This is a genomic window from Sulfurovum sp. (genome assembly GCA_026990595.1).
Classification (GTDB): domain Bacteria; phylum Campylobacterota; class Campylobacteria; order Campylobacterales; family Sulfurovaceae; genus Sulfurovum.
In genome coordinates this window covers 1-23,623 of sequence record JALXCZ010000005.1, presented here as the reverse complement: position 1 = coordinate 23,623, position 23,623 = coordinate 1, and the positions used below count along the sequence as shown (strand labels likewise).

28 protein-coding genes and 8 tRNA genes are annotated in these 23,623 nt (G+C 39.4%); 26 read left to right on the top strand and 10 right to left on the bottom strand.

Annotated features, from left to right (window positions below; all coding sequences use genetic code 11):
* Positions 1–64 precede the first annotated feature (64 nt).
* The 6 genes from MVE01_RS01610 to MVE01_RS01585 all read left to right on the top strand — a co-directional run bounded on the left by MVE01_RS01610 (position 65) and on the right by MVE01_RS01585 (position 5,526).
* Positions 65–913 carry a peptidylprolyl isomerase gene (locus MVE01_RS01610; RefSeq protein WP_472560409.1) on the top strand — a complete coding sequence of 283 codons (849 nt, stop codon included), beginning with the start codon at positions 65–67 and terminating at the stop codon, positions 911–913.
* Between the two features lie 79 nt (positions 914–992).
* Positions 993–1,475 carry a hypothetical protein gene (locus MVE01_RS01605; protein WP_472560408.1) on the top strand — a complete coding sequence of 161 codons (483 nt, stop codon included), beginning with the start codon at positions 993–995 and terminating at the stop codon, positions 1,473–1,475.
* Between the two features lie 28 nt (positions 1,476–1,503).
* Positions 1,504–2,577, top strand: coding sequence for a class II fructose-bisphosphate aldolase (gene fbaA, locus MVE01_RS01600; protein WP_472560407.1), 1,074 nt, complete (start codon positions 1,504–1,506; stop codon positions 2,575–2,577).
* Between the two features lie 182 nt (positions 2,578–2,759).
* Positions 2,760–3,641, top strand: a complete 882-nt coding sequence (locus MVE01_RS01595) for a 1-aminocyclopropane-1-carboxylate deaminase/D-cysteine desulfhydrase (protein WP_472560406.1) — start codon at positions 2,760–2,762, stop codon at positions 3,639–3,641.
* Positions 3,642–3,681: 40 nt separating this feature from the next.
* Positions 3,682–4,977 (top strand): histidinol dehydrogenase, encoded by a 1,296-nt coding sequence (gene hisD, locus MVE01_RS01590; protein ID WP_472560405.1) that lies wholly within the window; start codon positions 3,682–3,684, stop codon positions 4,975–4,977.
* Between the two features lie 33 nt (positions 4,978–5,010).
* A complete protein-coding gene (locus MVE01_RS01585) occupies positions 5,011–5,526 on the top strand; it encodes a DUF805 domain-containing protein (protein ID WP_472560404.1) in 516 nt (171 codons plus the stop codon).
* Between the two features lie 227 nt (positions 5,527–5,753).
* On the opposite strand, the gene MVE01_RS01580 is transcribed toward MVE01_RS01585, so the two are convergent.
* The 9 genes from MVE01_RS01580 to MVE01_RS01540 form a co-directional block, all read right to left on the bottom strand.
* Positions 5,754–5,840: transfer RNA gene (locus MVE01_RS01580), tRNA-Leu, on the bottom strand.
* A gap of 38 nt (positions 5,841–5,878) precedes the next feature.
* A tRNA-Asp gene (locus tag MVE01_RS01575) sits at positions 5,879–5,955 on the bottom strand.
* 132 nt (positions 5,956–6,087) lie between these two features.
* Positions 6,088–6,163: transfer RNA gene (locus tag MVE01_RS01570), tRNA-Val, on the bottom strand.
* A 33-nt stretch (positions 6,164–6,196) separates the two neighbouring features.
* Positions 6,197–6,272 (bottom strand) — tRNA-Glu (locus MVE01_RS01565).
* A 34-nt stretch (positions 6,273–6,306) separates the two neighbouring features.
* Positions 6,307–6,382: transfer RNA gene (locus MVE01_RS01560), tRNA-Lys, on the bottom strand.
* Between the two features lie 10 nt (positions 6,383–6,392).
* A tRNA-Asp gene (locus tag MVE01_RS01555) sits at positions 6,393–6,469 on the bottom strand.
* A gap of 112 nt (positions 6,470–6,581) precedes the next feature.
* Positions 6,582–6,657 (bottom strand) — tRNA-Val (locus MVE01_RS01550).
* 26 nt (positions 6,658–6,683) lie between these two features.
* Positions 6,684–6,759, bottom strand: a tRNA-Lys gene (locus MVE01_RS01545).
* A gap of 95 nt (positions 6,760–6,854) precedes the next feature.
* A complete protein-coding gene (locus tag MVE01_RS01540) occupies positions 6,855–7,337 on the bottom strand; it encodes a CinA family protein (protein ID WP_472560403.1) in 483 nt (160 codons plus the stop codon).
* 193 nt (positions 7,338–7,530) lie between these two features.
* On the opposite strand from MVE01_RS01540, the gene ileS reads away from it, so the two are divergent.
* The 16 genes from ileS (at position 7,531) to rpmA (ending at position 20,366) form a co-directional block, all read left to right on the top strand.
* Positions 7,531–10,287, top strand: a complete 2,757-nt coding sequence (gene ileS, locus MVE01_RS01535; RefSeq protein ID WP_472560402.1) for an isoleucine--tRNA ligase — start codon at positions 7,531–7,533, stop codon at positions 10,285–10,287.
* Positions 10,287–10,421, top strand: a complete 135-nt coding sequence (locus tag MVE01_RS01530; RefSeq protein ID WP_472560401.1) for a hypothetical protein — start codon at positions 10,287–10,289, stop codon at positions 10,419–10,421. Before ileS ends, MVE01_RS01530 begins: the two co-directional genes overlap by 1 nt.
* Positions 10,418–11,761, top strand: coding sequence for an Asp-tRNA(Asn)/Glu-tRNA(Gln) amidotransferase subunit GatA (gatA, locus tag MVE01_RS01525; RefSeq protein WP_472560400.1), 1,344 nt, complete (start codon positions 10,418–10,420; stop codon positions 11,759–11,761). The genes MVE01_RS01530 and gatA overlap by 4 nt, the downstream gene beginning before the upstream one ends.
* An 18-nt stretch (positions 11,762–11,779) precedes the next feature.
* Complete coding sequence (gene guaB / locus MVE01_RS01520; protein ID WP_472560399.1) at positions 11,780–13,225, top strand: IMP dehydrogenase; 1,446 nt, start codon at positions 11,780–11,782, stop codon at positions 13,223–13,225.
* 28 nt (positions 13,226–13,253) lie between these two features.
* A complete protein-coding gene (locus tag MVE01_RS01515; RefSeq protein ID WP_472560398.1) occupies positions 13,254–13,766 on the top strand; it encodes a hypothetical protein in 513 nt (170 codons plus the stop codon).
* A gap of 283 nt (positions 13,767–14,049) precedes the next feature.
* Positions 14,050–14,331, top strand: a complete 282-nt coding sequence (locus MVE01_RS01510; protein ID WP_472560397.1) for a type II toxin-antitoxin system RelE/ParE family toxin — start codon at positions 14,050–14,052, stop codon at positions 14,329–14,331.
* A gap of 9 nt (positions 14,332–14,340) precedes the next feature.
* The gene (locus MVE01_RS01505; protein ID WP_472560396.1) at positions 14,341–14,637 is read left to right on the top strand and encodes a HigA family addiction module antitoxin; all 297 of its coding nucleotides are present in this window, start codon (positions 14,341–14,343) and stop codon (positions 14,635–14,637) included.
* Between the two features lie 45 nt (positions 14,638–14,682).
* A complete protein-coding gene (locus tag MVE01_RS01500) occupies positions 14,683–15,945 on the top strand; it encodes an O-acetylhomoserine aminocarboxypropyltransferase/cysteine synthase family protein (RefSeq protein WP_472560395.1) in 1,263 nt (420 codons plus the stop codon).
* A 164-nt stretch (positions 15,946–16,109) separates the two neighbouring features.
* Positions 16,110–17,204, top strand: coding sequence for a homoserine O-acetyltransferase MetX (metX, locus tag MVE01_RS01495; protein WP_472560394.1), 1,095 nt, complete (start codon positions 16,110–16,112; stop codon positions 17,202–17,204).
* The gene (gene xseB / locus MVE01_RS01490; protein WP_472560393.1) at positions 17,201–17,410 is read left to right on the top strand and encodes an exodeoxyribonuclease VII small subunit; all 210 of its coding nucleotides are present in this window, start codon (positions 17,201–17,203) and stop codon (positions 17,408–17,410) included. Before metX ends, xseB begins: the two co-directional genes overlap by 4 nt.
* 4 nt (positions 17,411–17,414) lie before the next feature.
* Positions 17,415–18,236: a carbon-nitrogen hydrolase family protein gene (locus MVE01_RS01485; RefSeq protein WP_472560392.1), complete on the top strand. Its 822-nt coding sequence runs from the start codon at positions 17,415–17,417 to the stop codon at positions 18,234–18,236.
* On the top strand, positions 18,226–18,900 hold the full coding sequence (locus MVE01_RS01480) for a HesA/MoeB/ThiF family protein (protein ID WP_472560391.1): 675 nt from the start codon (positions 18,226–18,228) through the stop codon (positions 18,898–18,900). Before MVE01_RS01485 ends, MVE01_RS01480 begins: the two co-directional genes overlap by 11 nt.
* Positions 18,901–18,937: 37 nt before the next feature.
* Complete coding sequence (locus MVE01_RS01475) at positions 18,938–19,273, top strand: hypothetical protein (RefSeq protein ID WP_472560390.1); 336 nt, start codon at positions 18,938–18,940, stop codon at positions 19,271–19,273.
* A 15-nt stretch (positions 19,274–19,288) separates the two neighbouring features.
* Positions 19,289–19,678 (top strand): RidA family protein, encoded by a 390-nt coding sequence (locus MVE01_RS01470; protein ID WP_472560389.1) that lies wholly within the window; start codon positions 19,289–19,291, stop codon positions 19,676–19,678.
* 98 nt (positions 19,679–19,776) lie between these two features.
* Positions 19,777–20,082: a 50S ribosomal protein L21 gene (rplU, locus tag MVE01_RS01465; RefSeq protein ID WP_464829868.1), complete on the top strand. Its 306-nt coding sequence runs from the start codon at positions 19,777–19,779 to the stop codon at positions 20,080–20,082.
* 29 nt (positions 20,083–20,111) lie between these two features.
* Positions 20,112–20,366: a 50S ribosomal protein L27 gene (rpmA, locus tag MVE01_RS01460; RefSeq protein ID WP_472560388.1), complete on the top strand. Its 255-nt coding sequence runs from the start codon at positions 20,112–20,114 to the stop codon at positions 20,364–20,366.
* A 64-nt stretch (positions 20,367–20,430) separates the two neighbouring features.
* Here rpmA and MVE01_RS01455 read toward each other — a convergent pair whose 3' ends face one another.
* Positions 20,431–20,724, bottom strand: a complete 294-nt coding sequence (locus MVE01_RS01455; protein WP_472560387.1) for a hypothetical protein — start codon at positions 20,722–20,724, stop codon at positions 20,431–20,433.
* A 126-nt stretch (positions 20,725–20,850) separates the two neighbouring features.
* Here MVE01_RS01455 and obgE point away from each other — a divergent pair, with 126 nt between their 5' ends.
* From obgE to MVE01_RS01435, 4 genes are read left to right on the top strand one after another with little or no spacing between them, the layout of a single operon-like run.
* Positions 20,851–21,975, top strand: a complete 1,125-nt coding sequence (gene obgE / locus MVE01_RS01450) for a GTPase ObgE (RefSeq protein ID WP_472560386.1) — start codon at positions 20,851–20,853, stop codon at positions 21,973–21,975.
* Positions 21,976–22,740: a glutamate 5-kinase gene (proB, locus tag MVE01_RS01445; protein ID WP_472560385.1), complete on the top strand. Its 765-nt coding sequence runs from the start codon at positions 21,976–21,978 to the stop codon at positions 22,738–22,740. It abuts the gene before it with no gap.
* Positions 22,741–22,761: 21 nt separating this feature from the next.
* On the top strand, positions 22,762–23,247 hold the full coding sequence (locus MVE01_RS01440) for a hypothetical protein (protein WP_472560384.1): 486 nt from the start codon (positions 22,762–22,764) through the stop codon (positions 23,245–23,247).
* Complete coding sequence (locus MVE01_RS01435; protein ID WP_472560383.1) at positions 23,213–23,488, top strand: nucleotidyltransferase domain-containing protein; 276 nt, start codon at positions 23,213–23,215, stop codon at positions 23,486–23,488. The genes MVE01_RS01440 and MVE01_RS01435 overlap by 35 nt, the downstream gene beginning before the upstream one ends.
* The last annotated feature ends 135 nt before the right edge of the window (positions 23,489–23,623 follow it).

Here is a 23,623-nt window from a genome sequence, read left to right as displayed (position 1 = left end):
TAATGATTTGTTTAACTTGTAAGGATATGATACATGCTAAGATTATTAAAAAGGATTTAGAATAATGTTAAAACTAGCAAAAACGTCACTACTTGCTGTTGCTGTAATGGCAACATCAGTGGTTGCATCAGACATACTTGTTACAGTCAATGGTAAAAATATTACAAAACAGGATGCTGAAGCGTTTGTCAATGCGAGTGCACCTAATGCACATTTTTCCCAGTTAGCTCCAGCACAGCAGAATATGATCAAAGAGAGACTGGTAGAAAAAGCACTTTTTACAGAGTTGGCAAAAAAAGAAGGTATTGATAAAAAGCCTGAATTTCAGAAAAATATGGAGAAGATCAAACAGGAACTTCTCGTGAATATGTGGATGAAATCCCAAATGGATAATGCAGTGGTCAGTGAGAGTGAGGCTAAAGAGTTTTATGATAAGAACAGTAAGAGATTTATGCAAAAAGCGTCTGTGCATGCCAGACATATTCTAGTCAAAACTGAAAAAGAGGCACAGGCGATCATTGATGAACTGAAATCATTGGACGGTGAAGCACTTAAAGCAAAATTTATTGAGTTGGCAAAAGCTAAATCGACAGGACCTTCCGGACCAAAAGGCGGAGATCTTGGAAATTTCTCCAAAGGTCAGATGGTTCCGGCATTTTCAAAAGCAGTTTGGGGTCTTGATGTAGGAAAAATTACAACCAAGCCGGTAAAAACGCAGTTTGGTTATCATGTGATCTATCTTGAAGGAAAATCAGATGCAAAACCGGTACCGTATGAACAGGTAAAAAATAAGATTATTGCATCACTGAAACAGAAACAATTCTCTACAAAAATAGCAGAAGTGGCAAAAGAGCTTAAAAGTAAAGCAAAGATCGTTGATCTTTCCAAAGAGGCAAATGTAACAAAAAAATAGCAGGTATGAAACTGTAGTTAATTAACAATTTTACAAATATTGGGTAAAATACCAACACTTATATCAAAGGAAAACGGAAATGAAAAAAATTTTAGCAACACTGGGATTAGCGTTAGCGCTTACAACAGCAACCGTATCAGCACAAACAGCAGGTACCGTCAATGGTATGAAAATTACTGTTAAAGAAGCCAATAAGGCGCTCAAGATACTTACAAAAGGAAAAATGACTTGGTCTAAACTTCCTGCTGAGGGTAAAAAACAGCTTATTACTATGATGGCACCGAGTAAATTGGTTGCAGCTGCATCAAGAAAAGGTTTAACTTCTAAAGAAAAAGAAGCAGCACTTGCAGGCTTTTGGATGCAGAAAAAAATGTCAAAAACAAAAGTGTCTGACAGTGAAGCAAAAAAAGCATACAACAGAATGAAGGCTGCAGCGAAAAAAGCAAAGAGCAAGAGAAAGATCCCTGCATACAGTAAAGTGAAAAACAGTATTAAAATGCAGCTTAAACAGGAAAAAGTTGTAAGCAGACTTATGAAAAGTGCAAAAATCAAAGTAAAATAAAAATTTTAAAATCGGGGGAGAAGTTTTAATGTCTACAAAAGTGTTAGATGTCGTGAATGCAGGTGTGATCACAGGGGATGACCTTCAAAAAGTCTTTGAAATAGCAAAAAATGAGGGATTTGCCCTTCCTGCAGTTAATGTAGTCAGTACATCTTCCATTAATGCTGTACTTGAGGCAGCAAAAAAAGTAAACTCTCCGGTCATTGTACAGTTTTCAAACGGTGGTGGAGCCTACTATGCAGGTAAAGGCTTGCCATCAGATGAAGCAGCTGTTTTAGGGTCTATTTCCGGTGCACAGCATGTGCATACGGTTGCTCGTGCTTATGGAGTTCCAGTAGTACTTCATACCGATCATGCAGCAAGAAAACTGCTTCCATGGATAGATGCTTTGCTTGATGCAAGTGAAGCACATTTTAAAGCACACGGTGTGCCTCTTTTTTCTTCACACATGATCGACCTTTCTGAAGAGCCTATAGAAAAAAATATCGCTACTTGTAAAAACTATTTGGAGCGTATGTCTAAAATGGGTATGACCCTTGAAATCGAACTTGGTGTAACAGGTGGAGAAGAGGATGGGGTAGATAATAGTCACATTGATAACGCTTTACTCTATACACAGCCTGAAGAAGTAGCCTATGCCTATGAAGAGCTTTCAAAAATTTCTGATAAATTCACCATCGCAGCATCATTTGGTAATGTGCATGGTGTCTATAAGCCAGGGAATGTGACACTTACTCCAAAGATTTTAGATAACTCACAAAAGTATATTCAAGAGAAATATAATACAAGTGAAAAACCGGTGAATTTTGTTTTCCATGGCGGATCTGGTTCTGAACTTTCAGATATCCGTGAAGCTATTGGCTATGGTGTGATTAAAATGAATATTGATACCGATACTCAATGGGCATTTTGGGATGGTGTACGCAATTACGTAGCAAAGAATCATGACTATCTGCAAGGGCAGATAGGTAATCCTGACGGGGATGATAAGCCTAATAAGAGTCATTATGATCCTCGTAAATGGCTTCGAGCAGGGGAAGAGTCTATGGTGAAAAGACTTGAACAGGCATTTGATGATCTGAATTGTGTGGGGCGAAATTAGTAATTTCGCTTTAACTATTTTTGTTTAATTAATTTCCTCTTATTTTAACTGAGGCGTTGTTTTCTCTTCATTTTTTTTAGAAAAAAACGAAGCAAAAAAAGCGTCGTCCCTCTCAAATCGCTCTGCTTTCAAGGGTGTTCGGGACGACAAGGCACGCATTCGCGTGATTTGATAGGAAGAGCATGATAAAAAATTCTCCTGTTGAAATGATTTCTTTTGAAGGACACTCTTTTTATTTGAAGCGTGATGATCTTCTTCATGCAGACTTCTCCGGAAATAAAGCCCGTAAATTTTACTATTTCTTAGAAAATGATTTTCCTGATATTACCAAGATAGTCTCCTATGGTTCTGCACAGTCAAATGCGATGTATTCACTCTCTGTTCTTGCCAAGATGAAAGGGTGGGAGTTTGAGTATTATGTGGATCATGTAGCAGATTATTTACGTGATAATCCTCATGGTAATTATGCTGGAGCAATTAAAAATGGTATGCAACTTCACGTAGGTCGGGGTATCCTTACCCCGACAAATCAAAATATTTTATATATAGAAGAGGGTGGACGACAAAAAGAAGCTGAGTATGGCATTAAAGTATTAGCTCAAGAGATACTAGAGTGGCAAAAAGAGAATAATATTAAAGAACTCAATATTTTTCTCCCTTCAGGTACAGGAACTACAGCACTGTTCCTTCAAAAATCATTGAATATTGAAGGTGTTGTAAGGGGACAACACCCTACGGTGTACACATGCCCTTGTGTTGGGGATAGTGACTATTTAAAAAAGCAATTTTTTGAGTTAGAAGAGGATGAAAATCATCATCCTCGCATTATAAGCCTAGAGAAAAAACACCATTTTGGGAAACTCTATAGAGAAAATTACAAAATTTGGCTAAAATTACAACAACAAACGGGAGTGGTCTTTGACCTTCTTTATGACCCACTGGGATGGCGTACTTTACTTGCTCATTCTGAGGTTATGGCTAAGCCTACACTTTACATACACCAAGGTGGTGTGTTAGGTAATGAAAGTATGCTCCCAAGATACGAACGAAAATACGGTATGTAGGGTGTTGTACCCTTACAACACCAATGTAACAGGATAAAAAATGAAAATATTTTATAGCAGTGACGACACTTTTGAAGCAAACTTCAATGAACTTTTAGAACGTGGTAAGATGGATATTGAAGGTGTTACAAGCATTGTCTCTGGGCTACTTAAAGAGATACAAACTGAAGGGAACACTGCACTCAAAGCACAGATAGCCAAGTTTGACAGATGGGAACCTAAAGAGGATGCTGAACTTCTTGTAAGTACAGACGATATGGCTAAAGCCTATGAAAACATAGACCCAAAACTCCGTGATGCTTTACACCTCGCGTACGATCGCATAGAGGCGTATCACCAAAAGCTTATGCCTAAGACTTGGATGGACAAAGAAGCCAACGGAACTATACTCGGGCAAAAAGTCACAGCTGTAGATAGAGCAGGGCTATATATCCCTGGTGGAAAAGCGGCCTACCCAAGCTCACTTCTTATGAACGTCATTCCTGCACAAGTAGCAGGTGTAGAAGAGATAGTGGTTTGTACACCAGCACCAGATAATGAGCTCAATGAGCTTTTACTGGCAGCCTGTCACCTCTGTAAAGTGACACAAGTCTACAGAGTAGGTGGTGCCTCTGCCATAGGTGCAATGGCGTATGGAACGGAGACTATTCCCAAGGTAGATGTCATCACCGGACCGGGAAATATCTTTGTAGCTACAGCTAAAAAGTTAGTCTATGGTGAAGTAAACATAGACATGATAGCTGGTCCTTCTGAGATAGGTATATTGGCAGATGAGACAGCAAGAGAAGACTACCTTGCTATTGACCTGCTGAGTCAGGCAGAACACGACGAAATGGCATCGTCTATCCTCATCACTACCGATGAGGAACTTGCTAACAAGGTGAGTGATAAAGTAGAAGCGTTCCTTGGTACACTCAGTCGTGAAGAGATAGCAAGAAAGTCCATAGAAGAGCGTGGTGCTATTATCGTAGCTTCAGACATGGATGAGGCGATATCTCTTATGAATGAGATAGCACCAGAACACTTGGAAGTGGTTACCAAAGATCCTATGGTATTGCTAGACAGTATTAAACACGCAGGAGCCATTTTCTTAGGTGAGAATACACCTGAGCCTATAGGTGACTACGTAGCAGGCCCTAACCATACACTTCCTACAGGTGGAACAGCGAAGTTCTACTCACCACTCAGTGTAGACAACTTCTTGAAGAAGTCGTCTATCATCTCTATGTCTAAACAAGGTATGAAAGAGATAGGGGAACAGTGTGCATTGATAGCGAATACTGAGGGGTTGACGGCGCATGAGGAATCTGTGCGTATTCGATTGAGAAACAAGTAAAATTCAAATTTAATTCTGCAAAAAGGAATCACAATGGTAAAAGTTTATTTTGGAGAGTGGGCTAACGGAAGGTTAAAGAGACTGCCTTATCTTGGATATTATCTCTTACTCATAGTATTGTTTGTCGCAATTATTTTTGGTGGTATCTTTGCTATGGGTGCTACAGAGAATATCATGGGTGGAGATATCGCTGCAACTCAGGCAATATTACTAGAACATTTTGGTTTTGCAGCTATTATCGGTTTTTTTGTTTTTATGATAGTGATGATGATCGCACAGATCAATATCCTGGCTAAGCGTATCCGTGATATGGGCTTGCCGCCTGTCTGGACGATCTTTGGTATCATAATGGTCTCACTGATACTAAATATACTTTTCCCGGCACAGTCTGTTGAAGTCAGTACAGCTGTTGTTAGAACAGCAGAGAGTGCCACAGCTACTGTAGGGGCAGAGACTACTACTGCAAGTATGATGGTTCAACTATTTGATCTAATTGTATTTCTCTGTCTGATTCTTATTCCAAGTGATGCATTCGGAAAAAATAAATAATATATCATCAGACAATATCATTTAACTAACTCGTTCCTATCCATCTCCTGTGGGAATGCCTACCTAAATTCAATTCCAAAATAAAAGCTTTTTTCTTATGCAAATTGATGTCGGGGTGAGGGCACCCCGACCTACGGGGTTATCTGGAAAATAAATATACATTATGAGACAGAACTATCCCCATAAAAAATGACCTGTAAATCAAAAAAATAAATGATTGTTTTCTCTGGTGCGGACAAGAGGACTCGAACCTCCACGGGATTGCTCCCACTAGAACCTGAATCTAGCGTGTCTACCAATTTCACCATGTCCGCGTAGTATGATTAGAATTTATGATTGTATTTAAAAGAAGTGGCGCGGTGGATGGGGCTCGAACCCACGACCCCCTGCGTGACAGGCAGGTATTCTAACCAACTGAACTACCACCGCACCTAAACCTATTAAAAGGCTAAAAAGTTATTACTTTGAAACAAACGAAACTAGTTTCGTGAGCCTACTGCTGAAGTAAACACAGCGTTAGCGTAGCAGAAGATGAACTTTGTTCATTTCGCGTTCTATTAATGGTGGTCGCTATAAGACTCGAACTTATGACATCTACCTTGTAAGGGTAGCGCTCTACCAACTGAGCTAAGCGACCATATTTTGAAATGAGATTATATCGTAATAACTTTGGCGACCCCTAAAGGATTTGAACCTCTGTTTTTACGTTGAAAACGTAATATCCTTGGCCACTAGATGAAAGGGTCATCAGATACCGATTAAACATAAAATTGTTAAAAGTGGTGACCCGTCTAGGATTCGAACCTAGGGCCCATTCCTTAAAAGGGAATTGCTCTACCAACTGAGCTAACGGGTCAACAATGTAGTGGCGCGGCGGACGAGACTCGAACTCGCGACCCCCTGCGTGACAGGCAGGTATTCTAACCAACTGAACTACCGCCGCATAGATACATTGTTAAATCTAATAAAACAAAACTAGTTTTGTGAGTATTTGCTGAAAAAACTCAATGTTAACATAGCTGAAGATGAACTTTGTTCATTTCGTGTTCTATTAATGGTGGTCGCTACAAGACTCGAACTTGTGACATCTACCTTGTAAGGGTAGCGCTCTACCAACTGAGCTAAGCGACCAAAAAACAAAATTTGTAAAGTTAAAGTGGTGACCCGTCTAGGATTCGAACCTAGGGCCCATTCCTTAAAAGGGAATTGCTCTACCAACTGAGCTAACGGGTCACACATTTTTGCACTCATTCACTGAATAAGTGGACGGAATTATAGCCCAGAAACCTTTAATTGTCAAGAGATTTTTAGACTTTTTTGGAAATAATTTAAATTTTAATGATTTGACTTAACTTCTCTATGGCAAATCTAACGGATCGTTCCTGTACCTCTTCTCTGTTACCTTCAAAATGGCAATGGATTATCTCTTTGTCCTGCGGTGTTAAAAAGCCTATATAAACTGTTCCCACAGGTTTAAGTTTTGTCCCCCCTGTAGGTCCGGCTATACCAGATACTGCGATGGCATAGTCACTTTGTACCATTTTTTGGATGCCGTCCAACATTTGAGACACACACGCTTTGCTTACTGCCCCCTCCTTTTCAAGTACTTGTGACTCGACTCCTAGCCATTGATGTTTTATCTCATTGGAGTATGTCACCACAGAGCCATTCAATACAGCTGAAGCCCCGGAAACAGAAGTAAAAGACGCAACTATTCTTCCTCCTGTACAAGATTCTGCAAAAGAGATAGTTTGATTTTGTGATGTCAGTTTTTCTATAATTTTTTTAATAGTGCTGTAATTTATTTTCATGCAAATATTATATCAAAATATTTGTTCGTAATGTATTTGAATTAATGGTGTTGTAAGGGTACAACACCCTACGCAAACCCATTTTAGCACTGTAGGATGTTGTACTCTTACAACACCAATATAAATAACAGTAAATCATAATCATCTTTTGGATATAATCTCCCGATAATATAAGACTAAGGTATTATCGACTATGGATTACAAAGAAACCCTCCTCCTTCCCAAAACTGACTTTCCGATGCGCGGAAATCTTCCAACGAATGAACCTAAAAAGTATCAAGCATGGTTTGATGCAGATATGTATGAACAGATGAAAGCTAAACGCGCAGATGCAGAGATGTTTACTTTACATGATGGACCTCCGTATGCCAACGGTGACATCCATATTGGTCATGCACTCAATAAGATACTTAAAGATATTATCTTGAAATACAACTATTTTCAAGGTAAAGCTGTACGTATGACGCCAGGTTGGGACTGTCACGGATTACCGATAGAGCAAAAAGTCGAAGAGAAACTTGGCAAAAGTAAAAAAGAGGCAATGCCTACAGAGAAGTTCAGAGAGCTTTGTCGTGCACATGCTGAGAAATTCGTAGACATACAAAGAACTGAATTTAAAACGCTTGGTGTAATAGCGGACTGGGAAAATCCATATGTTACGATGGACTTTAAATTTGAAGCAAACATTTACCGTACACTTTGTGAAGTTGCACAAAAGGGGCTACTCGTAGAGCGGCATAAACCTATCTTCTGGTCATGGGCAGCACGTACAGCGCTGGCGGATGCAGAGGTAGAATATGAAGATAAAGAGGATTACTCTATTTATGTACACTTTGAATTGAGTGATGCTGCCAAAGAGACGCTAGGTTTAGAAGGTAAAGCAGGGCTTGTCATCTGGACAACGACGCCCTGGACACTTCCCGCTAACACGGGTATCTCTCTTAACCCTGATGAGATGTATGTGGTGACAGCAGATGGTCAGATAGTAGCTGAAGCACGGTATGATGCTATGATAGAAGAGGGTGTTGTAAGTGGACATGCAAGCAGAAAGATCGCTGCTACTGAGTTGGAAGGTCTTTTGGCGATAAACCCGGTAAACGGCCGTACTTCTACAGTAGTACTGGGAGAGCATGTCCTTATGGACGGCGGTACAGGATGTGTACATACTGCTCCGGGACATGGTGAAGATGACTATAAAGTAGGACTTAAATACGGTCTTGATGTTATCATGCCTGTCGATGAGAGAGGCTGTTATGATGAGTCAGTCGTAGGGCTTAATCTCTTACCTAATCCTGAAAACTTTGTAGGAATGCATATTTTCAAAGCCAACGAACCTATATTGGAAATACTTGGTGATAACCTTCTCAAAGTAAGCAAATTTGTACATTCCTACCCACACTGTTGGAGAACAAAAAAGCCGCTTATCTACAGAGCAACAAACCAGTGGTTTATTTCTATAGATGATACACCCCAAGGTGCAAGTGATACATTAAGAGAGTCTGCACTTCATGCCATAGAAGATGTTGATTTCTATCCGGCAAGCTCCAAAAACAGACTTAAGCCGATGATAGAGGGCAGACCTGACTGGTGTATCTCTCGTCAGCGTTCATGGGGTGTGCCGATAGCATTCTTTAGAATCAAGAGTACCAAAGAAGTCATCTTTGATGCAGATGTATTAGAGCATATTGCAGCACTTTTCGATGTGCATGGTGCAGATGCATGGTATGCTATGAGCAATGCAGAACTTCTACCGGAAGGGAGCAAATACAATCCTGATGATCTTGAAAAGATCTCCGATATCTTGGATGTGTGGTTTGACTCCGGTTCGACATGGAACTCTGTACTGAGCAGCGGAAACTATGATGCAGGTGAATACCCGGCATCGTTGTATATAGAAGGAAGTGACCAGCATAGAGGCTGGTTCCAGTCTTCCCTCTTGTTAAGTTCGGCAATTAATCAGATTTCACCATACAAAACACTTATCACTCACGGGTTCACCGTAGATGAGAAGGGTGAGAAAATGTCTAAGTCCAAGGGTAACGTCGTTGCTCCGGACAAGGTCATTAAACAGTACGGTTCTGAGATCTTACGTTTATGGGTAGCATTGAGTGATTATCAGACAGACTTGAAGATCTCAGATGGCATTTTAAAGCAGACAGCTGAGCAGTATAGAAAGATACGTAATACGTTTAGATTTTTACTTGCCAATGTGAATGACCTGGAGACTTATGTTGAGCCAAATGAGTATGGCGAGCTGGACAGATGGATACTTGTTAAAGCACGTGATGTGTTTGTTTCAGTGAAAGCAAGTTTTGATGCTTATGATTTCCTTAGAGGTTTTGCTACATTGAATCACTTCATCACCAATGAACTAAGCGGTATCTATATGGATATTACCAAAGACAGACTCTACTGCGAAGCCAAAGATTCACAAACAAGACGTGCGACACAGTCAGCCATGGCACACATAAGTAAAGCGATGCTTGGTCTTGTAGCACCTGTACTTACCTACACAGTAGATGAGATACTCGAATATGCTCCGACACGCTTTAAAGAAGGCATGGAGAACGTTTTTGATTTGGTATATACAGAAATTCCTCAAGTAGAGGCAAGTTTTGATGATACATTGCTTATGGAAGCACGTGAAAAATTCTCTGAAGCCATAGATTCACTCAAAAAAGAGAAAGTCATTAAAGCAACACTTGAGCTTGAAATAGCCGGAGATGCAAGTATCTTACCTATAGAAGATGCAAAAGATTTGGAAGATTGGTTTGTGGTCTCTGCTATAAAAACAAGTTCTGAAGGTGAGCAAATTGCAAGCTTTGAGCTGGAAGGCAAAACATTTACTGTACACAAAGCAACGTGTGCGAAATGTCCTAGATGTTGGAGATTTACTTCAAGTGCTGAAAATCGTGCCTGTGAGCGTTGTGCCAAAGTAGTAGGTGCATAATGTTTGATATGACACAACCCATAGGTATGGAAGTGATTGTTGGTTCGATTGTTTTTATATTTGGATTGGTCGGTGTTGGGTTGGCGGTTGTAGCGTATTATAAGAAGAAACAAAAGACTAAGGATAATAATTGATTACTTTAAAAGAAGCATTAACAAAATCTAACGAAGAGATGGTAGCCCTTTGTTCCGAGCTTGAAGAAAAAGCAAAAGCTTCTGGGCTTAATGCCTATATCGGGTTTGAACGTTCTGGTGCTGGTGTGCCTATTCTCATAAAAGACAATATTCAGGTCAAGGGCTGGTCAGTTACAGGTGGATCTAAAATCCTTCAAGGCTACATTGCTCCGTACGAGGCGACAGTTATTACGAACCTTAAGTCTAAGGGGATGATGGCATTTGGTCGTGCGAATATGGATGAGTTTGCTATGGGAAGTACTACAGAGAGTTCTTTTTATGGGGCAACTGTAAATCCACATGGTGACAACAGAGTACCAGGCGGCTCTTCGGGTGGATCTGCTGCAGCTGTGGCAGGTGGCATTGCTATTGCTGCACTTGGATCAGATACGGGTGGATCTATCAGACAGCCTGCTGCGTACTGTGGTGTGGTAGGGATGAAACCTACTTATGGACGTGTATCTCGTTTTGGTCTAGCAGCATATGCATCCAGCCTAGATCAGATAGGACCTATCGCCCAGAATGTAGAAGATGCGGCAATACTCTATGATGCCATCAAAGGGCATGATGAGAAAGACTCAACATCAGCGGACTTTGAGATAGAAGATATTGCGAATAACTTGAACCCAGATGTGAAACTGACGATCGCAGTCATAGACTCGTATGTAGAGGCTGCAGATGCAGATGTGCAAAAAGCATTTAAAGAGACAGTGGACAAACTGGAAGCTGCAGGACATACCATCATTCGTAAAGAGATGAGTAATACCAAGTATGATATTGCTACCTATTACATCCTGGCTACGGCAGAAGCGGCTACTAACCTAGCACGCTACGACGGTGTACGTTACGGAGCAAGAGCAGAGTCCAAGACAACAGAAGAGCTTTTCTTTCACACGAGAAGTGAAGGGTTTGGAACAGAGGTAAAAAGACGTATCTTGCTTGGGAACTTTGTGCTCTCAAGTGGCTATTATGATGCCTATTATGTCAAAGCACAAAAGGTAAGACACCTCATACGTGATGAATTCAATACTATTTTTGAAGAGGCAGATCTCATTCTCTCTCCTGTGGCACCGTCGGTTGCTCCAAAGATAGGTGCGAATAAAGACCCGCTTGAAATGTACAAGTCAGATATGTATACACTTGGTGTGAACCTTGCGGGACTTCCTGGTATTTCTGTACCGGTAGCTAAAAATGATGAGGGAATGCCTGTAGGACTACAGCTCATTGCCAAAGCGTTTGATGAAAAAACACTCTTTAACGGTGCTGCGAGTATGGAAAAAGCAGTCAATTACACGAAATAATTTAAGAAGGATCACCCTATGAACATTAAAAAAAGAGCACTCACATTTGAAGATGTACTACTTGTACCGCAACACTCCACAGTCCTTCCAAAAGAGGTAAGTGTAAAAAGTCAACTGACAAGAAATGTTTCTCTCAATATTCCTATTGTCTCTGCTGCGATGGATACGGTCACTGAATTTAAAGCAGCGATCGCCATGGCAAGACTTGGGGGGATCGGTGTGATACATAAAAATATGGATATTGAAACACAGGCGTTCCAAGTCATAAAAGTGAAAAAGTCTACTTCAGGGATCATCATCGATCCGATTTTCATCGGTTCGGATGCGACTGTGGGTGAAGCAGATGCGATGATGGCTGAATACCACATCTCAGGTGTACCTGTAGTAGATGCAAACAAAAAACTTATTGGTATCATTACAAACCGTGATATGCGTTTCATAAATGATATGTCTTTGAAAGTTCATGAAGTGATGACCGCTGCACCATTAGTGACCGGTAAAGAAGGCACAACGCTTGAAGAAGCTGCCAAAGAGATGCAAAAACACAAGATAGAAAAACTTCCTATCGTAGATGATAATGATACACTTATGGGTCTGATTACCATTAAAGACATCGAGAAAAAAGAGAAACATCCTAATGCAAACAAAGATGAGCATGGACGTCTAAGAGTGGCTGCAGCCATTGGCGTAGGGCAACTTGACCGTGCTAAAGCATTGGTAGAAGCGGGTGTTGACGTGATTGTTCTTGACTCTGCTCACGGTCACTCTCAAGGTATTTTAGATACGGTAAAACTTATCAAAAAAGAGCTTGATGTAGATGTGATAGCAGGGAACATTGCTACGGCAGCTGCGGCACTTGACCTCATAGAAGCAGGTGCAGATGGTGTGAAAGTGGGTATCGGGCCTGGGTCTATCTGTACGACACGTATCGTAGCAGGTGTAGGTGTACCGCAAATCTCTGCCATTGATGAAGTGGCACAAGTAGCCAATAAAGCAGGCGTACCTGTGATAGCCGATGGTGGTATCAAATACTCTGGTGATGTGGCAAAAGCATTAGCAGTGGGTGGAAGCTGTGTAATGCTTGGGAGCGCACTTGCAGGAACCTACGAAGCACCAGGGGAGATGATACTCTTTAACGGACGTCAGTTCAAAGAGTACAGAGGTATGGGAAGTATCGGTGCGATGACCAAAGGAAGTACAGACCGTTACTTCCAAGAAGGAACAGCAGCAGATAAACTAGTCCCTGAGGGGATAGAAGGTCGTGTACCTTACCGTGGTAAAATAGCAGATGTCGTACACCAAATGATAGGTGGACTTCGTTCATCTATGGGTTACTGTGGTTCAGAGAGTATTAAAATGTTTTGGGAAAAAGCAGAATTTGTTGAAATTACCTCTGCTGGGCTTAAAGAGAGTCATGTGCATGATGTGACGATTACTAAGGAATCTCCGAATTATCACGGGTAATAAATAAGCAAGTAAAAGAGAGAATATAATGAACATTAAGATAATAGCGTTAATTGGAATAATATTAGTACTTTTCTCTTTTACTAAATGTTCTACTGAAAAAAACCAAAATTTATCAACTTTTGTGGAAGCTTCAACTATTGATACAATTCATTCCATAGAAAGAGAAAATAAATTTACGAGATGGTTATCTAGCAAAGAATATCAATCAAGATTTAAAAATAAAAGTGCATTTTATAAAAGACATAAATCTTATCCAGCATATATAGAAATGGATACACTTGGAAATAGAAGGATAATAGATATTCCTTATGAACCACGTTTTCATTGGCGATGTACTAGTGCAAGATCAAAAGATGAATTTAAAAAGATACATATTAAAGAAACATTAAATAGAGGGAAAAAACTCTTAAGTTTATCAATTATAAATAAAGATGGTATTAATATTTATACAGGTACTTGGGTAAGTAAAGATGTCTTCGAAAGAGAGTCAAAAAAACTTAAAAAACTTGGTATTACACCTCCCAAATTTTTAGAATAATTTTGCTTTTTCTCATTCCCACGTTGTACGTGGGAATGCATACTTTAACCAAAATCACAAAAATAACTTTCTAGTTACCACGTGCACGTGGTAATATATACTTCAATTCAGCATAACAATAAAACTTATATTATTCAGTTACATTTTCATAGGCATTCCCACGCAAAGCATGGGAACGAAAAAACATATTAAATTACAACATACAATAGCCTCAGAAAGACGTAACGAGAATTGCATAGCAGATAAAACTTTACATATAACGACATATGTGCTATACTACTTTATGATAAAGACATTTAAGTGTAAAGAGACGCATAAAATATATAAACGAACGTTCTCTAAAAAATTACCTCAAGAGATACAAAGAACAGCCTATAAGAAGCTACTGATGATAGAAGCTTCTATAGATGTGGAAGATTTGAAAATACCACCTGCAAACAGACTTGAAAAACTTTCAGGCAATAGAGTGGGGCAATACAGTATTCGTATTAACAAACAGTATCGTATCTGCTTTAGGTGGGAAAATGGTTTTGCATTTGATGTTGAGATAGTTGATTATCATTAAGGAGCTAAAATGAATAAAATAACACCCATACACGCAGGAGAAATCCTCCTAGAAGAGTTTATGCAGCCTTTTAGTCTGAGTCAAAATGCTTTGGCTAAGGCACTGCATGTGACACCTAGACGCATTAACGAGATTGTCAATAAAAAACGTGCTATTACTGCCGATACCGCATTGAGACTTGCCCAGTTTTTTGGAAACTCAGCAGAGTTTTGGATGAATTTACAAAATAGATATGATTTGGAGATGGCGCGTGATACTTTGTCTAAGAAGATAGAAGATGAAGTGGAGTTGTATCACGCATCATAAGAGAATGTAGATATAATAAAAAATATAAGCATATAAGGGAAAATAATGCACGAACAAACACTAGCAATACACGCAGGATATGAAAAAGATGCTATGGGAACTATGGCGGTTCCTATTTATCAGACAACTGCGTATGAGTTTAGAGATACTGAACATGCGGCAAATCTCTTTGCACTTAAAGAGCTTGGGAATATCTATACGCGTCTTATGAACCCAACGACAGATGTGTTTGAGAAGCGTTTTGCTGCGCTTGAGGGTGGAGTGGCTGCCATAGGGACTGCTTCTGGAATGGCGGCTATTTTTTATGCTATTGCCAATGTGGCTGAGGCTGGAGATAACATCATCGTGGCAAAGCAGGTGTATGGTGGGACGACTACACTTACAGGGCATACTATCAAACGTTTTGGTATAGAGACACGTTACTTTGATGTACGTAATCCCAGTGAGATAGAGGCTTTGGTGGATGATAAAACGAAAATCATCATCTTTGAGAGCATTACCAACCCAAGTATTGATGTGGCAGATATAGATGCGATTGTGGAAATAGCCCAAAAACATAATATTATCACTTGTGTAGATAATACTGTGGGGACACCAGTGCTGTGTAAACCTTTGGCACATGGTGTGGATTTGACTGTGCATAGTACGAGTAAATACACTACAGGGCAGGGGCTTGCGCTTGGGGGTATTATTGTAGAGCGTGAGAACTTGGTAGAGAAAATCAAGGGTAATCCTCGCTATGAGCATTTTAATACACCTGATGAGAGCTACCATGGGCTTGTCTATAGTGACTTGCCATTGCCACTTTTTACTCTTAGAGTACGTTTGGCATTGCTTCGTGACCTTGGAGGAGCGCCTAGTCCATTTAACTCTTGGTTGCATATACAAGGGCTTGAAACTCTGCCACTTCGTATGAAACAGCATTCAAGCTCTGCACTTGCCATAGCAGAGTTTTTAGAGACACATCCCAAGGTGAAAAAAGTAAATTACCCAGGGTTGAAGTCAAGTAAGCAACATGCTTTGGCACAGAAGTATTTTAAAGAGGGTATGGCTAGTGGTTTGCTTTCTTTTGAAGTAGAGAGCAAAGAAGAAGCACAAGCGATGGCAGATGCTACGGAGATTTTCTCAGTAGTTGTAAACATCGGTGACAGCAAGTCTATCATCACGCACCCCGCAAGTACGACACATCAACAACTTTCAGATAGGGAACTTATAGAAGCAGGTATCCCTGGTGGGCTTGTGAGACTGAGTGTTGGGTTGGAAGATACGCAAGATTTGATTGAAGATTTGAAGAAAGCTTTGGGGTAAAACGCAGGTCGGGGTGCCCTCACCCCGACATAAATTTGCACAAAAAAAAAGCTTTTTTATTGGAATTGAATTTAAACCGTCGGGGTGAGGACACCCCGACCTACATAATACAAGCACAAATACGATAAAATATTATCAATTAAATTTAAGCATAAAAGCAGTCTATGAAAATCGAAACCAAAACAGCACATTTCAGTTCCCCTTTATATCTGGAAAGTGGGCGTATTTTAGAACCATATGAGATAGCCTATGAAACGTATGGTGAACTCAATGATGACCGATCCAATGTTGTCTTGATCTGTCATGCGCTGTCGGGTTCGCATCATGCTGCCGGTACGTATGAGGGTGACAGAAAACCGGGTTGGTGGGATGGACTCATCGGTGATGGTAGAGCGATAGATACGACAAAATATTTTGTTATATGTACAAATGTTGTAGGCTCATGTTTTGGCAGTACCGGACCTATGAGTGAAAACTACCCCAGTGTTGAGCCTTATAGACTCGGATTTCCTGTCGTAACGGTCAAAGATATGGTACGGGCACAAATGCAGTTGCTTTCCTCTTTGGGGATCTTTCATCTTAGAGCTATTGTTGGTGGTTCAATGGGGGGGATGCAAGCACTTCAGTTTGCTGTGGATTACCCGAATCTTGCAGATGATGTTATCTCACTTGCCGCCACCTATGCGACCAGACCTTGGACCATAGCTTTTAATAAAGTAGCGGTAGAGGCCATACGTAGAGACCCGCGTTTTGAACATGGGAACTATGCAAAAGATGCTTTTAAAGAAGAAGGACTTGACGGTTTGGCCATAGGTCGTATTGCCGGACATATCTCCTACCTGGCACCGGAGTCTATGGATGAGAAATTTGGTAGAAATTATGTAAACAATGATGGTCTTTTTGAACTCTTTGGACGGTATGAGGTAGAGCGTTATATGGAGTATAATACGAATAATTTTTCACGTATTTTTGACCCGCTCTCTTATCTCTATATCGTCAAGGCGATTAATACATTCAATTTAAGTCGCGGGTATGACTCTTTGCATGATGCTATTTCAAGGATCAAAGCCAAAATACATATGGTCACATTTTCATCGGATTATCTCTTTTTCCCTTCTGAAATGGAACATATTGCGAATATGTTAAATCGCAATGAACAGCCCTATACCTATTTGGAAGTTCAGAGTGATTACGGGCATGATGCTTTTTTAGTTGAGCTGGATAAATTTGAAGAGAATATAAAAGAGGTATTACAATGAAACACAGTACGTTTGAAGAAAAATTGGCACACTCTAAAGAACTTTTAGAGAAATTGATGAACCCGGAAATTACATTGGAAGAGTCCGTAAAACTTTATGAAGAAGGGTTGAAGAATATTAAAGAGGCGCAAAAGCTCATAGAAGAAGCGAAGACAAAGATCACAGTGATCGAACAAGCCAATCAAACCATAGAAGAAGAGGAGTAACACTATGTCTAAGAAACTGGTTGTTGCTGCACTTCAATTACCGACTTTGGGCATGAATGCAACACGACTGGAGTTCTACCTGAAAAAAGCACATGAGAGAGGGGCGGATGTGATGCTTCTTGGAGAGTATGTGCTAAACCACTTCTTCAAGGAATTTGCTACCATGGCACCAAGCATGGTTAAAGCACAAACGAAAAAACATTTGGAACTTCTTAAAGAGCTCTCTATTAAATATAATATTGTTTTTATCGCACCTATCATTATTACTAAAAAAGATGGCTATCATAAGACTATTGTAAAGATCACTCCGAAAAACAGACGCTATTATGAACAGCAAATACTTTTACCTTATACCCATTGGGATGAGAAAAAGTTTTTTGCTAATGAAATAAAGCCTTTAAAAGATCCTATGACATTTAATCTTAACGGATTTAAGATCATGGTCATGGCAGGGTTTGAACTGCATTTTGATCCTTTTTGGGAAGCAGTGACACGTAAAAAAGTTGACCTTGTACTGTTACCGACTGCCTCTACATTTGGTTCACACAACAGATGGCGGGAGATCGTCAAAACAAAGGCTTTCTTACATGGATGTTTCATTTTACGGGCAAATCGTTTGGGTGAGTATAGTGACAATGAAGTCAAATGGAAATTTTACGGTGATACGATGCTGGTTTCACCTGAAGGTGAAGTAGAGATGATGCTTGAAGATAAAGAGTCTATGCTTGTAGAAGTTATAGACAAAGCTGAAGTTATAGAACACCGAAAATCTTGGGGATTTGAGAGAGAATTGAAGGTCAGAGAGGTATTGAACTATGATGCCTGAAGCCTATTTTAATAGACAGATCCAACTTTGGGGTCGGGATGTACAGCAAGGTCTACAGGATAAAAAAATAGCTATTATCGGTGCAGGTGGATTAGGTTGTACTCTGGCAATGGCACTGGGAACTTCAGGCATAGGTGAGATACATATAGTGGATTTTGATATGGTTTCCAATCATAACATACATAGGCAGATCGCATTTACGCTTGAAGATGAAGGGAAAAATAAAGCCAAGGTAGTGAGCTCACTTCTAAAACGAAAAAATCCTTTTGTCAAAGCCCTCGCTTTTGATATGCATTTTGAAGATTTTAAAGAGATGGGGAACCGTTATGATCTCATTTTAGATGCAACAGATAACCTGCCGGTAAGAGAAGAGATAGACAGATATGCCAAACAAATGAAAACGCCTTGGATCTATGCCTCGGTGGAAGAGTTTAACGGACAGGTCTGTTTTTTTGAAGAAGCGAACTTTCAAGTCTTTAACATCTCTGATCATAAACCCGGAGGTATCGCTGCACCCATAGTCATGCATATAGGTTCTCTTCAGGCAAATTTTGCACTGCGTTATCTTGCAGGACTTTCTGTCATGAAAGATAAGCTCTATTATCTCTATTTTAATGATGAGGGTGAACTTATTACCCAAAAATTCGGGATGCCAAAAGTCTAATATGCTACAATGATAAAAATAAAATAAAGGATAGTATATGAAACTGAAAATATTACTTTTTACAGTGTTTGTTTTTCTTTTTGCAGGATGTACCCAGGAGACGCAAAACTCTCTTAGCCGTTCACTGCAGAACTGGACAGGAACCAATGGTGTACTGGATGTCTATGCTGGAAATAAGCTGGTACACAAATTTATCAAGATAGATAAACTTTCTACAGCTTACGGTACGAATGACAGTAAACAGAGACCCTACCGTTACGGATATGGGATAGATGATATTAATTTTAACGGGAAGAAAGACCCAGGAGAGAAGAAAGTCTATTTTGAATTTTCAGATTACTCAACATCCTATATATTTTATGAAAGAAACTAAAGGAGAAAATAAACAATGAAATTTATTGAGACAAAAGATGCACCCAAAGCCATAGGACCTTATTCACAAGCCATAGAAGCAAATGGATTTGTATATACTTCAGGACAGATCGCTTTAATGCCAGACGGTTCTATGGAGACCAGAAGTGTAGAACATCAAACACACCAAGTAATGAAAAATCTTTTTTATGTACTTGAAGCAGCCGGAGCACACTTTAATGATGTGATCAAAACAACTATTTATTTGACAGATATGAATGATTTTGAAACAGTTAATCATGTGTATTCACATTATTTTGGTACACATAAACCGGCACGCAGTACGATTGCAGTAAGAACATTGCCTAAAAATGCATTGGTAGAGATAGATTGTATTGCACTTGCAGGGGCCGATTACACTTTTTAGGCTAAATCTTTAAATAGTATTACAGTTTAAAATTAAATTAAAATAGTTTTGGGTATAATCACGAACTTTTTAAAAAACATAGATATAAAGGGTTTGCAATGTACGCAATCATTAAAGCAAGTGGGCAACAATTCAAAGTTCAAGAGGGTGATATTATCTGTTTTGACAATATGAGTCTTGAGCCTAAAAGTGCAGTAGAATTCAAAGAAGTTCTGGCATTGGACAATGGTGAATTAACAGTAGGTACTCCTTTCGTAGAGGGTGCAGTGGTTAAAGGTGAGGTGATCAATGAAGGTAGAGACAAAAAAGTGATCATCTATAAAAAAAGAAGAAGAAAAGATTCAAAACTTAAAAGAGGTTTCAGAAGAGACTTTACCAGAGTTAGAATTACTAAAATAGCGTAAGCTTAAAAATTACATTATAGGAGCATAATATGGCACACAAGAAAGGTCAAGGATCCACTCAGAATAACCGCGACTCAGCTGGACGTCGTTTAGGCGTTAAAAAATTTGGTGGTGAAACAGTAATACCTGGTAACATTATCATCAGACAAAGAGGAACTAAAGTTCACCCTGGTAATGGTGTAGGAATGGGTAAAGATCATACCCTGTTCGCATTAGTTGAAGGTGTGGTTAAATTTGAAAATAGAACTGCCAGTCAGAAGAAAGTTTCAGTAATACCTGCATAGAACCCTCTCTTTGGATCCAAAAATTTTTTGGATCCGTTTCTCTTTACAAACTCATTTAATTATTTTATTCATCATTAACAGCAAGCAGGTGCTTACATCTGTTACGACCTAAGAACCAACCATTATTATAGTCATTGTTGTTGTTAAATAACCAATGTGATTTTTTATAGATTCCTTTAGCCGTAGTACATCCGTCACGGATACCTTTTTTATAGTTTTCCGGGAAATTGGTACCAAAATAGACATTACTATAATAATATCCACCTTTAGATACCGGTACTTGATTAGATGAACATGCTGTAAAAATTGAAATAGTACTGATTGACAAAATAGTTTTTATTGTTTTTTTGTAAGACATCCAAGTTCCCAAAGTTTAGTTAGGGGAATTATATCAAAATTGCCCTAATTTAGATATAATTCCATAATTCATTTACCATCATTGTTTTAGAAGATGGTTTTTTCATAAGATTTAAAGGTTTAATATATGTTCGTAGATAGTGTAGAACTTACAATAAGTTCAGGTAAGGGAGGTGCAGGCGCCATCTCTTTTTGGACAGAAAAATTTGTAGCAAACGGAGGTCCAGATGGTGGAGATGGTGGACGCGGAGGATCAATTTTTTTTAAAGTGGATAACAATACCGATACCCTCTCAGCACTTCGTGGAAAAAGAGTTATTAAAGCAGAGAACGGACGTCCGGGAGAAGGACGCAAGTGTTATGGTCGTAAAGGACAGGATACTATTATCACTGTACCTCCGGGAACACAAGTAGTGGATATGGAAACAGGGGAAGAATTACTGGATCTGGTAACTGAGGGTGAAGAAATTCTTTTTCTTGAAGGTGGAAAAGGCGGACTTGGCAATATGCACTTTAAGAGTTCAAGTAACCAAAGACCTACCTATGCACAACCGGGACTTCCGGGGATCACCAAGCAGATAAGACTTGAGATGAAACTCATTGCTGATGTGGGACTTGTTGGTTATCCGAATGTTGGGAAATCAACACTCATTTCGACACTCTCCAATGCCAGACCTCAGGTTGCCAACTATGAGTTTACAACATTGACACCAAAACTCGGTGTGGTACATATAGGTGAGTATGACTCCTTTATGATGGCAGATATCCCCGGTATTATTGAAGGTGCCAGTGACGGAAGAGGATTAGGGTTGGAATTTTTAAAGCATATTGAGAGAACCAAAACACTTCTACTTCTTATAGATGCTGCCAATTATAGAGAGATGAAGTATCAGTATGAAACACTTCTGGTAGAGTTGCAACGTTACTCCCAGACTTTGGCAAGAAGAAAACACGCAGTAGCCATTACAAAAATAGATTCACTCTCACAAGATGAGGTCAATACATTGACTCAAACATTCTTAAATGACATTGGGTTGGAAGCGAATAATGCTCTGAATAAGTATAAAGCCGATGTAAATTACGCAAGTTACGGATTCAAAGCAGATTTCGGTGTGGTACTGCCACAGGAGAAACCACTGTTCGTATTGCCTATTTCTTCTGTGGCGCATCTTAATACAGAGGCTTTACGTTATACCATTGGTGATTTTGTTAGACAGGTTGAAGAAGAGAATAAAGCAGAACAAGAAGAATAGATGAAACGTATAGTGATAAAAGTAGGCTCACATGTGCTTACGGAAGTGGGTGCTATTGCCAGTACACGTATGTTGGCATTGGTACAGCTTATTGCTGAACTCAAAGCACATAAGTATGAAGTGATATTGGTAAGTTCTGGTGCAGTTGCAGCAGGGCATACACTCTTGCCTTTAGATAGAAGTAGTGTAGCCAATAAACAAGCACTTGCAGCTATAGGACAACCCCTTTTACTAAAGATGTATCAAGAGAAGTTTGCCAAATTTGGATTGCTCTGTTCGCAAGTACTTTTAAGTGCTGATGTTTTTGATTCTGGTGGGCATATTAAACATGCCAAAGTAGCTATCGATACACTTTTGGAAAACAGTGTTGTACCTATCATCAATGAAAATGATACAGTCAGTGTAGAAGAGCTTGTCTTTGGAGACAATGACAGACTCTCAGCCCATGTGGCACACCATTTTGATGCGCAGATGCTTATCATCCTTTCTGATATAGATGCTTTTTATGACAAAGATCCTAACCGATACAGTGATGCAAAACGTCGTGCTGTAGTCTCTGAAATCTCACAAGATGAGCTAGAAGCAGAGCATACCCCAAACAACGAATTTGCCACAGGCGGCATTGTTACCAAACTGCAATCAGCTGATTTTCTTATGAAACATAACAGAGAGATGTTCCTGGCAAGCGGATTTGATCTTTCTGATGTGAAGGCTTTTCTTGTTGATGGTGAACACACGGGTGGGACGCTTTTTAAAAAATTATAATATAACATGCTATAATAAATTATGAGACAAAATACAAATGAAAAAAGGCTGGTACATTATTTTGATGAAGCCCAAAAGCATATAGCACTTATATCTGAATCGTTGGAGGTACTAGAACCTAAAATCCCTATAGAAGAGTATGAATCTGTAAATCAACTAGAAAGATTTGCACTCAATGCTCTTATCTTTAGATTCTCAAAACTTCAAGACCTAATTGGGGTTAAAATATTTAGAACATACTTGGATTTTAGTGGTTTTGAAACTGCTGAAAAGAGCTTTTTTGATATTTTAAGAGAGATAGAAAAAGAGGGTATTGTAGACATTGATAGTTGGAGTGAACTAAGAGAGCTAAGAAATAAAATCGCACATGAATACCCTGAAGAGATTGATGAAATGGTTGAGAGTATTAACCTTTTTATAGAAAAAAGTGGTGAGCTTGTTGTGATTTCAAATAGATTGGAAAAGAAGTTTAATGAGATTAAAAAAGCAAGAAGTAGAAATAATTAAAGAAACAATCGCCAACATCTTTGGTGAAGCTACAATTTATCTTTTTGGCAGTCGTGTTCAGCATAACAAAAAGGGAGGAGATATAGATCTCTTTATTGTTGCAAAAGAGAACTCCTTTAAACAAAAGATAGAGGCTCTTGCCAAGCTCAAACGAGCTTTACATAAACCTATAGATATTGTACTTCATCGTGATTTCAACAGGGAGATAGAGCAAGAGGCACTTAGGGGTATCGTGCTTTAGTTAGTGGCTTTAGGGTGTACAAGAATGTCTATTTTGACTTTAAAGAATTTAAGTAGACCTTTTTACTTCAAGAAAAGAGAAGTGCGACTGCATCATCACAAATGATGCAGACTTTGCTTCTGGAGATGTGCCTGT